The following is a 12,357-nucleotide window of genomic DNA, read 5'->3' on the forward strand; positions in this document are numbered from 1 at the left end:
ATTACCCCCCCCCCCCGTCAATATTTGGAAATAAAAAACAGAGCCAAATTTGGCTCTGTTTTTTTGTGATTTTTGCCCTGTTTATTTTGTGTAATTGTCGAAATAACCCTGCACCAGAACGATGGGAGTACCCTTGTCGCCACTGCCGGAAGTCAGATCGCACAGAGAGCCCACCAGATCGGTAAGACGGCGGGGTGTGGTGCCCTGAGAAACCATCTTGCCGGTGAGATCGGCATCCTTGTTCCGGATGTAATCAGAGATGGCGTCCTTCAGCTCCTGGCCTTCCAGATCGGCAAAATCGTTATCCGCCAGGTATTTCAGCTTGACTTCGTTGGGCTGGCCCTCCAGGCCGGCGGTATAGGCCGGGGCCACCACCGGATCGGCCAGCTCCCAGATCTTGCCCACCGGATCTTTGAAAGCGCCATCGCCGTAGATCATCACTTCCACATGCTTTCCGGTGCGCTCCTTCATCTGCTTCTGGATGCTTTCCACCACCGGAGCGCAGTTTCTGGGGAAGAGCTTGACCCGCTCTTCGGTGGCCTTGTTGGAACCCAGAAGACCAAACTGCTCATTGCAGCCGCTGCCATCCACCGGCTGGGTGAGGATCTCGTCCAGGCAATGAACCACCTCAGCCCCGGCCTTCTGCAAAAGCCGCTTGGTGCGGGCCCGGGTGTGGATATCGCAGCAAAGAACCTTTTTGGTATAGTCCAGAATGGTGCGGCAGTCGTTGGCCAGAATGACCTCCACCTCACAGCCGCAGCTCTTTATCAGCTCTTTGTAATAGGCGATGTAGTCCACCCCGGTAAAGGTGTGGCGGGCCGGCCCGAACAGCTGATGGAAACGCTCTTCGGTGAGCACATCGGTCCAGGGATTGATTCCCTTTTCATCCAAGGCGTCCAGATCCACCAGATGATTTCCCACTTCATCGGAAGGATAGCTGAGCATAAGCACGATTTTTTTGGCGCCCATGGCGATGCCCTTGAGGCACATGGCAAAACGGTTGCGGCTGAGGATGGGGAAAATCACGCCCATGGTCTCTCCGCCGAATTTGCTCTTCACATCCTGGGCGATCTGCTGCACGGTGGCATAGTTGCCCTGGGCCCGGGCTACCACCGCTTCGGTCACGGCGATGATATCCTGGTCATGGATCTGAAAACCGCTGCTTTCTGCGGCATTCAGAACACTGTCCACCACGATCTTGCTGATGTCGTCCCCTTCCCGGATGATGGGGGCCCGAATGCCCCGGGAAACGGTTCCCACTAATCTTTCCACTGTATCATTCTCCCTTTGCTTGTATTCCAGATAATCAGTTGGTATTCTTTTTCCCAACTGTTTTATTATACAGGAAAACTGGACTGGAAAAAACCATTTTTTCGTTTTTCTTCCCCTCTGTGGAAAAGTTTACAATTTGGAAATGACGAATGGGATATTAAAGTATAATAAATACTATTTGTTTTTATTTTCTTCTTCGTCCCGTTCCCGCACATAATGCCGGTATTCCAGGGGAGTGGCCGGTTTGGCAGAAAGGCAGGCTTCCACTGTACTGGCCAGCGCCTCCACTTTATCCCTCAGCAGCGGCTGAAGGCAATAGGGCACATGATCCCCATGATACCGGTGCAGTGCCACACATTCCTTGCATTTTCCATGCCAATCACACAGGGTATTGGGGCAAGTACAGCGGGTCACTTCTTCCTGCCCGGCCAACCGCCGGTTTTCCAGCACAAGCTGATAATACTCCTCTTTTGTTCTCATTGCGCATTCCTCCTTTTTATCAAAAAAGCCGCACCACTGTGGGTACGGCTTTCGGCTGTCAGAAAATTTTATGGCATGGCGGCGTTTGCTCTGTTCCAGGGCAGAGCGCTGGTTTTACGATCCGGCCTGGGCCAGCGCCACAGGATGGGCTTCCTCCCAAGGCTGACGGGCCAGACTGTGAAGCACCAGCACACAGCCGCGAACCACGGCATTGGTTTCTTCTTCATAGCTGTGCTTCTTTGCGGCAAATTCCCGCTGCTCGCTGAAAAACCGCTCCAAAGCGCCGCTGCGGGAAGGATACACATCTTCCATGGCCAGTCTTCCGGCCAGGGGCAGCTGCCGTTTCATCTGACGGCTTTGACGCATTTCGTAGAGCATATGCTCTTTCAGGGTATACTGATCGTGATGGATATGAACCCGACAGAAACTGTCGGCCGTATAGTGACAAATCTCTCCCAAGCGGAAGCTCTGGGCCAGACGGCTTTTGGGACGCTTGGCCAAAAACCCTTCCACCCGACTCACCGCTTCATTGATGTCGTGATAACCGGTGACGGCATTTTTCGCCAGATCGGGGAAAATGCTTCCGAAAGCAAAGACCACCGGGGACAGGCGTACCTGAAACCGCTCTTGAAGGACTGTGCTGACACGACGGGCAATGCGAATGTGGGGAATGAGCAGCATATTTTCTTCATCAGCTCCTAAAAGATTTTGCAGGCCGGATCAAGCCGGCAAAGAGGGTTTGCCAAAGGCCATTCTTTTCACTTATATCATATGATAAAAGACTCCTTCTGTCATGTGCAATTTGTTAAGAATTTGAAAAGTCTTTTTTGCCCTTTGTTTGGTGGATTTGCCTTGACGATGGCCAATGGGGGGTGGTACCATATCTTTGTATATGGCTTTATCCCGTGAGCAGATCGGCCCGACCGCGCCGGGCCGCTGCCGAAAAAGGCGCGCGGAAAGAAAGAAGAGGAAAAAGATGATGCGAAAAACAAAAATTGTCTGCACCCTGGGCCCCGCCTGTGACGATCCGGATATTCTGCGCCGGATGATGGAAGCAGGCATGAATGTGGCCCGATTCAATTTCTCCCACGGCACCCACGAAGAGCAGCAGGAGCGGTTTGACCGCTTTGATGCCCTGCGCCGGGAGCTTTCCCTGCCGGTGGCCGCCCTCTTGGACACCAAAGGGCCGGAAATCCGTCTCAAGACATTTGCCAATAAAAAAGTACAGCTGGAAAAAGGCCAGCTGTTCACTCTGCGCCGCACCGATGAACCGGGGGATGAAACAGGCTGCGGCATTTCCTATGAGCGTCTGTACGAAGATGTGCAGCCCGGCTGCACCATTTTGCTGGACGACGGCCTGATCGGCCTGACGGTGGAAAAGGTGGAAAACACCGATATCGTCTGCCGGGTGCTCAACGGCGGCACGGTTTCCGACCGGAAAGGGGTCAACCTGCCTGGCGTACGCTTTTCCATGCCCTATCTGTCCAAAAAGGACGAAGAAGACCTGCTCTTCGCCGTCAAAAACGATTATGACTATATCGCCGCTTCCTTTGTCCGCCGGGCCGACGATGTGATGCAGGTGCGGCGCATCCTGCGCCAGGCCGGCAGCGATATTCAGATCATCTCCAAAATCGAAAACGCCGAAGGCCTGGAGAACATCGACGAGATTTTGGCTGTGTCCGACGGCGTCATGGTGGCCCGGGGCGATATGGGGGTGGAGATCCCCTTTGACAAGCTGCCCCCCATCCAGAAGATGATGATCAAAAAGGCCAACAACCAAGGAAAAATCGTCATCACCGCCACCCAGATGCTGGATTCCATGATGAAAAATCCCCGCCCCACCCGGGCGGAGGTTTCCGATGTGGCCAATGCCGTCTATGACGGCACCGGCGCCGTCATGCTCTCGGGCGAAACGGCAGCGGGCCTGTACCCGGTGGAGGCCGTGGAGGCCATGGCGGCCATCGCCCTTTCCACCGAGGAAAATATCAACTATCAGAACCGGCTGCGGGAAGAGGCCCCTTCGGCGGTGCCCAGCGTCACCAGCTCCATTTCCTACGCCACCTGTACCACAGCCACCAGTCTGCATTGTGCGGCCATCATCCCGGTGTCCAAATCGGGACGCACCGCCCGGATGATCTCCCGCTTCCGTCCCCCTGTGCCCATCATCTGCTGCACCAACAGCCTGCGCAGCCAGCGGCGGCTCAGCCTGGTGTGGGGCGTCTGTCCCCTGGTGGTTCCGGAAGCCGACAGCACCGATGCCCTCTTTGCCGGTGCAGTGGAAGCCGCCCAAAAGGCCGGGCTTGTGAAAAACGGCGACATGGTGGTGCTCACTGCCGGTCTGCCTCTGGGGGTTTCGGGCACCACCAACCTTTTGAAAGTGGAAGTTATCGGCGATCTGCTGCTTTCGGGCACCGGCGTCACCCGGAAATGCGTCACCGGTCCTGTGGTGGTGTGCAAAGATGCCCAGGAAGCGCTGAAAAGCATTTCTGACGGTGACATCCTGGCCGTTCCCTATACCACCAACGAAATGATGCCCGCTATCCGCCGTCTCTCCGGTCTGATCACCGAGCAGGGAGGGCTGGATTCCCATGCCGCCACTTCGGCCCTGGCTCTGGACATCCCTGCCGTGGTGGGTGCTGTCAATGCCACCGCCCTTTTGAAGAGCGGCTCCTGCGTCACGCTGGATGCTGCCACCGGCACGGTGTGCGCCGCCACCAAAGAAGCATAATAAAACACAAAACCCAGGGCTTTGCCCTGGGTTTTGCCATTTAAATGATGGAGTTTTGAGAAACAGGCTCCCGTTCCTGTCTCGCTGCTGTGATTACAAGATACCACAGTTTTATTGATATGTCCAATCGTTTCTATTGATGAATCCCCCCTCTTTTATTCATAATCACCCAAGGAGGAATGGCGCATGACATCGTCTTACAAAGAGTTTGATCTGCTTTCTTTTCAGCTGGGCATGGCGGCGGCCTTCTGCGAAATGGTGCAGCAAGGGGTAAAAAAACTGGCCCTCTCCCCGCCCATTGACCAAAAGGCCCTTCCCCAACTGGAAAAGGCCCTTTATGAAGTAGCCGGGCACTATGGTGTATCGGTGTGGATCGATCCGGCCTTCCTCCCCTCCCAACTGGCCCGGGAGGAAGATCTCAAAGACAAAGCCGTGGCTCTCCTTTACCGGGATGAGCAGCTGCTGACGGTCTACCGGCAGCTGAAAGAGCGGCGGCAGAAGCTGAAGAACCAGGGCCTTTCCCCGGCAGAATGTGATGAGGCCATCACCCCTGCTCTGCGGGATCTTTTGGGATATCCCAGGTAAATTTCCCCAATCGGTTGAACCTTTTCCCCTGGGGGTGTATCATGGGAAGTGGAATTTGTCCGCATACTGAATTTATAGGAGAGCTTTTATGAAACAGCTGGCCCAACTGATCCACCAGGACATGGCCCCGGCCTATGGCGTCACCGAACCGGGAGCCATTGCTTATGCCTGCGCTCTGGCCCGCGCCCAGGTGCCCCAGGTGGAAAGCATCTGGCTGGGAGTCAATTCGGGCATCTATAAAAACGCCTTCACCTGCGCCATTCCCGGCACAGAAGAAGAAGGCTGCGCCTGGGCAGCGGCTCTGGGCGCCTTGGGAGGGGACGCCGAAAAAGGCCTGGCCGCTTTGGAAAACCTGTCGGAAGATGTCCATGCCCATGCCCAGGCCCTGCTGGAACAGGGAGCCGTCACCGTGGAAATGTGCCGCCTGGCTCCGGAGATCTTCATCGAAGCCCGGGTGGAAGGCGGCGGCCACCGGGGTGTGGCCCGGCTGGAAAACACCCACACCGGCCTGACCTATCTGGAAAAAGACGGCGTTGTGCTGAAAAACGATCCCCCTTCTCCCCAGCAGCAGGACCCCTGCCAGGAGATCTGCGGCTATACCCTGAAGGAGCTGTGCCAGTATGTGCGCCAGACTCCCCTGGAAGAATTTCTCTTTTTGGAGGATGCCCTGGCCATGAACCAGGCCCTTTTGCAGGCGGGGGAGCAGGAAAATAAGCTGCCTCTGACCCGGGCGCTGGCGGGAAACCGGGAGAGCATCCTGGATGAGATGACCTATCTGGCCTGCGGCGCCATCGAAGCCCGGGTCCGTGGGGCCTCGGCTCCGGCCATGAGCCTGACCGGCAGCGGCAGCCACGGCATTCTGGCCACCATGCCCCTGCTGGGCGCCGCCCAAAAAGAAAACGCCAGCCGGGAAGACTTGCTGCGTGCCCTGGCTCTCAGCTGTCTTGTGACCATTTACATCAAAGAATATTCCGGCCGCCTGTCCGCCCTGTGCGGCTGCGCTTTGGCCGGCGGCACCGGTACGGCCTGCGGCCTGGTACTGCTTTTCGGGGGAAGCGATGAGCAGATCGCCCTGGCGGTGCAGAACATGGCCGCTTCCCTCACCGGCATGATCTGCCATGGTGGAAACCAGGGCTGTGCCCTCAAAGCCAGAGCCGGTGTGCAATGCGCCTGGGATATGAGCCGTCTGGCCCTTCAATCTCTGGCCGTGGACAGCCGCCACAGCATCCTGGGGCAAACCCCGGAAAAAACCATGCAGAACATGGGACGCATTGCCTGTCCCGGCATGACCCATACCGAAGAGACCATTCTGGAGATTCTTTCCGAAAAATAGAAAAGTGTATCCGCAAAAGGAGGAGATGTTATGAACGCATTTGAGGAAGCCCGTGCCATCGAACAGGAAATCATCGCCTGGCGGCGGCAGATCCACCAGCACCCGGAGATCGGGCAAAATCTGCCCCAGACCGCCGCTTTGGTGCGGCAGAAGCTGGATGAATGGGGCGTGGAATACCGGGAAGTGATCCCCAACGCCTTTATGGCCTATATCGGCAAAAAGGGCGGCCACAGCATATTGATGCGGGCCGACATGGATGCACTGCCCATGGAGGAAAAAACCGGCTTGCCCTTTGCCTCCCAGTGCCCCGGGGCCATGCACTCCTGCGGCCACGACACCCATACCGCAATGCTTCTGGGCGCGGCCAAAATCCTGAAGGAGCATGAAGATGAGCTGCCCGGTCTTGCCATTCTCATGTTCCAGCCCGACGAAGAAGGGCTTACCGGCGCCCGGGATATGATCGCCGCCGGATGCCTGGAAGATCCCAAACCGGAGCGGGCCATCGCCATCCACATTGCCGCCGACCGTCTGCAAACCGGCCAGCTGGCCATCAAAAGCGGCAACTGCATGGCTTCCAGCGACGGCTTCCGGGTGACCCTCACCGGCAAGGGTGGTCACGGCGCTTCTCCCCAGGACAGCATCAGCCCCATCTATGCTGCCGTCAAACTTATCGGCGCTTTTGAGGACATTGCCCGCTATGAAATCGATCCCCAGAAGCCCACTGTGGTGAATATCTGCGCCCTCCACGCCGGCTCCACCTACAACATCATTCCCAATGAATGCCAGGTAATGGGTACCATCCGCACCTTTGACGAAGAAGAGCGGACCTGGCTGCTGGACCGGCTCCAGAAGGCCATGCACCAGGTGGCTGAGCTCTATCGCTGCCAGGCCGAGTGGTACATCGGCCAAAGCGCTCCCAGCACCAAGAGCGACCCGGACTTCTGCCAGAAACTCCAGGACCTGCTGACAAAGGATCTGCCGGAAATCGATCTGGTCCCCCTCCAGACCGGCAAGGCCATGGGCAGTGAGGACTTTTCCTTTGTCACCCAGCGCATCCCCTCGGCCATGCTTTCCCTGGGCAGCACCAGCCCGGAGGGTCAGGCCTATCCCGGCCACCATCCCAAAGTGGTATTTGACGAAAACTGCTTTGTCTATGGCACTGCCGCCTATGTGCAGATCGCCCTTTCCTATTTAAACAATGCGGAATAAAACAAGAAAATAATCCAAAAAGGAGTGTTACCTATGAGCCTTTTGCAGGAAGCCCAGGCCATGGAGCAAGAGATCATCGGCTGGCGCCGGTATTTCCATGAAAATCCCGAACTGGGGCTGGAATTGCCCAAAACCGCCGCCAAAGTCCAGGAAGAGCTAAAGAAAATGGGCGTCCGTTTCCGTCCCTGCGGCCAAAGCGGCGTGCTGGGCTACATCGGCAAAGAAGGAGGCAAAAGCATCCTTCTCCGGGGAGATATGGATGCTCTGCCCCTCACCGAGGACACCGGCCTGCCCTATGCATCCCAGTGCCCGGGAAAAATGCACGCCTGCGGCCATGACACCCATGCCGCCATGCTGCTGGGTGCAGCCAAACTGCTGAAAGCCCATGAAGAAGAGCTCCAGGGCCTTGTGATCCTGATGTTCCAGCCGGGTGAGGAAACCCTGTCCGGCGCCCGCTCCATGATCGAGGATGGCTGCCTGGAAAATCCCAAGCCCGATCACGCTGTGGCCATCCATATCGCCGGTGAGCCCTATCAGACCGGCCAGGTCAAACTGAGCCGGGGTACCATTGCCGCTTCCAGCGACAATTACCGGATCATTCTCCACGGCAAAGGCGGCCACGGAGCTTCTCCCCAAAACAGCATCAACCCCATTTTTGCCGCTGCCAAAATCGTGGAGGCCTTTACCGACATCGGCCGCTATGAGGTGGATCCTCAGCAGCCCACCGTGGTCAACACCTGCTCCATTCATGCAGGCACCACTTATAACATCATTCCCAACGACTGCGAGATCCGTGGTACCGTGCGCACTTTCAATGAAGAAGTACGGGCCAATCTGCTCAGCCGCATCCAGGAGACGGTGGAAAAGATCTGCTCTCTCTACCGCTGCACCTATGAATTTTATAACGACTTCTCCACCCCCAGCAATTACAGCGAAGAAACCTTCTCCGATGAGCTGTATGCCATGCTGAAACGGGATCTGGAAGGAGTGGAAGTGCTTCCCCTGGACAGCAGCCGGATGATGGGCAGCGAGGATTTTGCCTATGTATCCCAGAAGATCTCTTCCTGCTCTCTCAGCCTGGGGGCCTCCAATCCGGATATTCCCCACTTCCCCGCTCACCATCCCAAAGTGCAGTTTGACGAAAAAGCCTTTGCCTATGGAGCCGCCACCTATGCCCAGGCCGCCCTGTCCTATCTGAAATAAAAAGAAAAGGAGCGTGCAACCACATGATGTACAAAGAAGCCAAAGAAATGAACCAGCAGCTGCTGGCCTGGCGCCGCCAGATCCACCAGCATCCTGAGCTGGGCTGCCGTCTTCCCCAGACCACCGCTCTGGTGAAAAAAGCCCTGGATGACATGGGCATTTCCTGGGAAGAGATCGGCCCCTGCGCCATCGTGGGCGTCATCGGCAAAAAAGAAGGGAAAAAGATCCTGCTCCGGGCCGATATGGATGCTCTGCCCATGGGCGAGGAAACCGGCCTGCCCTTTGCCTCGGAATGTGACGGCGTCATGCACTCCTGCGGCCACGACTGCCACACCTCCATGCTGCTCACCGCTGCCGCCCTGCTGAAAAAGCACGAAGAGGAGCTGCAGGGCCAGGTCATTCTCATGTTCCAGCCTGACGAAGAGGGCACCGACGGCACCGGCGCCCGGATGATGGTGGAAAACGGCCTTCTGGACAAATACAAGCCCGATGTGGCTGTGATGGCCCATATGGCTTCCGACATTGTCAAGACCAATCAGATCATGCTGAAAAGCGGCCCTTGCAGCGCCTCCAGCGACCGGTTCGTGGTGCATCTCCACGGCAAAGGCGGCCATGGCGCCCGGCCCCATCAGTCCATCAATCCCATCACCTGCGCCATCAAGATCGCCGAGGCCTTCGGGGACATCGGCCGCTATGAAGTGGATGTGCAGGAGCCTACCGCCCTGTCCATCTGCACCTTCCATTCCGGCACAGCCAGCAACATCATCCCCGAAGACTGCGAGTTTACCGGCACTCTCCGTACCTTCAATGACGAAGCCCGTCAGTTCACCCTGGACCGGATGCAGCAAGTGGCCCAGAGCATTGCCGACGCCTACCGCTGCCAGCTGACCTTTGACCGTCCCCGGGGCGTTCCTCCCCTCATCAACGATCCGGAGTTCAGCCAGCAGCTGCACACCTGGCTCCAGGAGACCATCGGCCAGGAAGGAGTGGACATTCCTCCCATGTCCCACACCAAGAGCATGGGCAGCGAGGACTTCTCCTTTATCAGCTCCCGGGTGCCCTCCTGCTCCTTCTCTGTGGGCAGCACCAGCCACCAGGAACAGGTCTATCCCCTGCACCATCCCAAGATTATCTTCGACGAGGACGGTCTGGCCGCCGGCGCCGCTGCCTATGCCCAGGCCGCTTACAGCTATCTGACAAAGTAAAACTTTTCCTGCTTTGGCGGCCACAGGCCCAACCTGTCCGTTTTCCATATTTAGCAAAACAAAAAAGGCTCTGCCCTCGCTGCGTTTCAGCCCGGGTAGGGCCTTTTTTCCGCCTATTTTTATGTCATTTTATTTTTTCTCCATCTGATTTGCCGTACATTTGTAAAATATCCAAAAATCTTGTCGAATATCCTCATAACGCCTGCACTTGTTGTAAAGCAAAAAATATGTTGCAATTTTTAACATAACATGTAAAAATACCAATTATTTCAAGCTGGACTTTTGCCCTTATATATCCCGAAGGGACTTAGGATTGAAGCAGTAGAGCCTCCAAATCCTTTTTCCAAAATTCTCTCACTGAACCGCGGGAGACATAGAACGCCCTTACACCGGGCGTCATCAATAGGATACATCTCTGATCGCATGGCAGCCGGAACCAATATGGACTGCCCCAGTATGTATCTGCATCTGCAAAAGCACCTTTGCCAGTTGGAAAGGAAGAGCATCTGCGATTGGGTCCCGTGCGATACGGAATCGGCACGGCAAAAGACGCTTTCTAGTGATATATGATCGGTCCGCCCCTCCCCTTTCCGGCCGCTCTTTCCAGCACCAGCAGCAGGAGGGATAGAAATGAAAAAGAAACCTATTTTGTATTGGGTCAGCGTGGTGTTGTGCTCCCTGGGCCTGCTTGTCAGCAGCGGGATGTTCCTTCGCCAGTGGATGGAACGCCGTTCTGCTGAATCCTCCTACCAGACGCTGACCGACAAGGTGATCACCCCGCCGGAATACCCGGAGGACGCCGGTGAAACCTCTGTGCAGGCATCGTCGGAGGTTCCTCTTCCTCAAGTGGATTTTGACGCTTTAAAGGCCATCAATCCCCAGGTAGTTGGCTGGCTGTATTGTCCGGACGCCGATTTGTCCTATCCGGTGGTTCAGGGAGAGGACAATGATTACTGCCTTCATCATCTGTTTGACGGCACGAAAAACAGTGCGGGATGCCTTTTCCTGGATAGTTTCTGCCAGGGCCTGGAGGGGAAAAACAGTGTCATTTACGGCCACAACATGAAAAATGACACCCAATTTGCCTATCTGGAACATTATAAAGACCAATCTTATTATGACGCCCATCCCACCCTGTTTCTGCTGACTCCGGAGGGAACCTTGACCATTGAATTGTTTTCGGCCTATGTCACCGAAACCGATGGGAACCCATGGGATCTCACTTTTTCTTCTGACGAAGAATACGGAACATGGCTGACAGAAATTCAGTCCCGTTCCTGTTTTGCCAGCAACATCACTCCCTCCCCCTCAGACCGGGTCATTACCCTTTCCACCTGCGATTACACCTTCGAAAACGCCCGCTTTGTCTGCCACGGACTGGTGCGGGAAGAACCCGGCACATAATTTCCATCCGACAATACTTTACCGCTTTTCTTTATAGCTCATTTGTTGAAAAGGAGAGAATTGTGATGAAACAAAACCGCAGTCTGAAAACCCGTATTGGCTGCATATATGCTGTTCAACCTGCTGCCCTCATCGGAATTGATCTTTGCCGCAGACCCTTCTCCGCTGTCTGTCACATGGGAACCCCAGGAACAGACGGTGGACGGTACCGGAACCGGGGTACTGACTGCTCAGCTGGATGTACTGCCCCAGGAAGGGACAGATGATCCCAGCGATCCAGGCGGGGCCGGCACTGAAACGCCGGTAGCTGCCATGGTGGAGGTCACTCTCAGCGATACCTCCATCAACGGCATCTATGGTGAGCTGACCTTCGCAAATGGCGTAGCTTCCTTCTCCTTGGGACACGGCCAGTCCGTCATTGCAGTGGGTTTGCCGGCGGGAGTATCTTACATGGTAAGTGAAGATGTCCCGGATGGATTTATCTCTTCTGCCACCGGTCAGACCGGGCTTATTGTCCAGGATACCGTGACCGAAGCTGCCTTTGTCAACACGGTTACCGATTCTGACACGCCCGATGACCTTGACACGCCCGATGACCTCGGGACTCCGGACAATTCCGGCACGTCCGACGATCCCAAGGATTCTGCCATCAAGACCGGCGATGAATCCAATATGACGCTGTATGCATTGCTGATGGTTTTCTTTGCAGCCGGTCTGATTACGACTCTGATCCTGGGCAACAAAAAGAAGGAAAAGAAGGAATAGCTCTACTTCTTCCCCTGTATCATGTGCATATCTCCAAGAAGAAGCAATGTAGATTCTCCCTTCTGTTTTTGTCCTGATCATGAAGTGAAAAAATAACAGAAAACGCACCGCAGACGATAGTCTGCGGTGCGTTTTTTAGATCATTATAAAAGATAAAAGATGCATTCAAAAAG

Annotated in this window: 11 protein-coding genes; 8 read left to right on the top strand and 3 right to left on the bottom strand. The window is 55.7% G+C overall.

All coding sequences use genetic code 11. From position 1 onward, the window contains the following. Positions 1–81: 81 nt before the first annotated feature. The 3 genes from H6A25_RS00005 to H6A25_RS00015 form a co-directional block, all read right to left on the bottom strand. The gene (locus H6A25_RS00005) at positions 82–1,272 is read right to left on the bottom strand and encodes a coenzyme F420-0:L-glutamate ligase (RefSeq protein ID WP_204749992.1); all 1,191 of its coding nucleotides are present in this window, start codon (positions 1,270–1,272) and stop codon (positions 82–84) included. A 174-nt stretch (positions 1,273–1,446) separates the two neighbouring features. Next, positions 1,447–1,752 carry a hypothetical protein gene (locus tag H6A25_RS00010; RefSeq protein ID WP_204749993.1) on the bottom strand — a complete coding sequence of 102 codons (306 nt, stop codon included), beginning with the start codon at positions 1,750–1,752 and terminating at the stop codon, positions 1,447–1,449. A gap of 114 nt (positions 1,753–1,866) precedes the next feature. Further along, the gene (locus H6A25_RS00015) at positions 1,867–2,433 is read right to left on the bottom strand and encodes a zinc dependent phospholipase C family protein (protein WP_204749994.1); all 567 of its coding nucleotides are present in this window, start codon (positions 2,431–2,433) and stop codon (positions 1,867–1,869) included. Between the two features lie 298 nt (positions 2,434–2,731). Here H6A25_RS00015 and pyk point away from each other — a divergent pair, with 298 nt between their 5' ends. The 8 genes from pyk to H6A25_RS00055 all read left to right on the top strand — a co-directional run bounded on the left by pyk (position 2,732) and on the right by H6A25_RS00055 (position 12,184). Beyond that, the gene (gene pyk / locus H6A25_RS00020) at positions 2,732–4,480 is read left to right on the top strand and encodes a pyruvate kinase (protein WP_204750206.1); all 1,749 of its coding nucleotides are present in this window, start codon (positions 2,732–2,734) and stop codon (positions 4,478–4,480) included. Positions 4,481–4,666: 186 nt separating this feature from the next. Then, complete coding sequence (locus H6A25_RS00025; protein ID WP_204749995.1) at positions 4,667–5,065, top strand: hypothetical protein; 399 nt, start codon at positions 4,667–4,669, stop codon at positions 5,063–5,065. 88 nt (positions 5,066–5,153) lie between these two features. Further along, a complete protein-coding gene (locus H6A25_RS00030) occupies positions 5,154–6,398 on the top strand; it encodes a serine dehydratase subunit alpha family protein (protein WP_204749996.1) in 1,245 nt (414 codons plus the stop codon). Positions 6,399–6,428: 30 nt separating this feature from the next. After that, positions 6,429–7,607, top strand: a complete 1,179-nt coding sequence (locus H6A25_RS00035) for a M20 metallopeptidase family protein (RefSeq protein WP_204749997.1) — start codon at positions 6,429–6,431, stop codon at positions 7,605–7,607. A 33-nt stretch (positions 7,608–7,640) separates the two neighbouring features. Next, positions 7,641–8,810: a M20 metallopeptidase family protein gene (locus H6A25_RS00040; protein WP_204749998.1), complete on the top strand. Its 1,170-nt coding sequence runs from the start codon at positions 7,641–7,643 to the stop codon at positions 8,808–8,810. 23 nt (positions 8,811–8,833) lie between these two features. Further along, positions 8,834–10,015 (top strand): M20 metallopeptidase family protein, encoded by a 1,182-nt coding sequence (locus H6A25_RS00045; RefSeq protein WP_204749999.1) that lies wholly within the window; start codon positions 8,834–8,836, stop codon positions 10,013–10,015. 630 nt (positions 10,016–10,645) lie between these two features. After that, positions 10,646–11,419 (top strand): class B sortase, encoded by a 774-nt coding sequence (gene srtB / locus H6A25_RS00050; RefSeq protein WP_204750000.1) that lies wholly within the window; start codon positions 10,646–10,648, stop codon positions 11,417–11,419. Between the two features lie 108 nt (positions 11,420–11,527). Next, positions 11,528–12,184 (top strand): DUF7601 domain-containing protein, encoded by a 657-nt coding sequence (locus H6A25_RS00055; protein ID WP_204750001.1) that lies wholly within the window; start codon positions 11,528–11,530, stop codon positions 12,182–12,184. Positions 12,185–12,357 lie beyond the last annotated feature (173 nt).

This window comes from Intestinimonas butyriciproducens (genome assembly GCF_016901775.1).
In the GTDB taxonomy this organism is placed as follows: Bacteria; Bacillota; Clostridia; order Oscillospirales; family Butyricicoccaceae; genus Pseudobutyricicoccus.

Excerpts from the sequence above, each read along its gene's own strand:
- H6A25_RS00010 (WP_204749993.1), bottom strand. The coding sequence starts at position 1,752 with ATGAGAACAAAAGAGGAGTATTATCAGCTTGTGCTGGAAAACCGGCGG.
- H6A25_RS00015 (WP_204749994.1), bottom strand. The coding sequence starts at position 2,433 with ATGCTGCTCATTCCCCACATTCGCATTGCCCGTCGTGTCAGCACAGTC.
- pyk (WP_204750206.1), top strand. The coding sequence starts at position 2,732 with ATGCGAAAAACAAAAATTGTCTGCACCCTGGGCCCCGCCTGTGACGAT.
- H6A25_RS00025 (WP_204749995.1), top strand. The coding sequence starts at position 4,667 with ATGACATCGTCTTACAAAGAGTTTGATCTGCTTTCTTTTCAGCTGGGC.
- H6A25_RS00030 (WP_204749996.1), top strand. The coding sequence starts at position 5,154 with ATGAAACAGCTGGCCCAACTGATCCACCAGGACATGGCCCCGGCCTAT.
- H6A25_RS00035 (WP_204749997.1), top strand. The coding sequence starts at position 6,429 with ATGAACGCATTTGAGGAAGCCCGTGCCATCGAACAGGAAATCATCGCC.
- H6A25_RS00040 (WP_204749998.1), top strand. The coding sequence starts at position 7,641 with ATGAGCCTTTTGCAGGAAGCCCAGGCCATGGAGCAAGAGATCATCGGC.
- H6A25_RS00045 (WP_204749999.1), top strand. The coding sequence starts at position 8,834 with ATGATGTACAAAGAAGCCAAAGAAATGAACCAGCAGCTGCTGGCCTGG.
- srtB (WP_204750000.1), top strand. The coding sequence starts at position 10,646 with ATGAAAAAGAAACCTATTTTGTATTGGGTCAGCGTGGTGTTGTGCTCC.
- H6A25_RS00055 (WP_204750001.1), top strand. The coding sequence starts at position 11,528 with ATGCTGTTCAACCTGCTGCCCTCATCGGAATTGATCTTTGCCGCAGAC.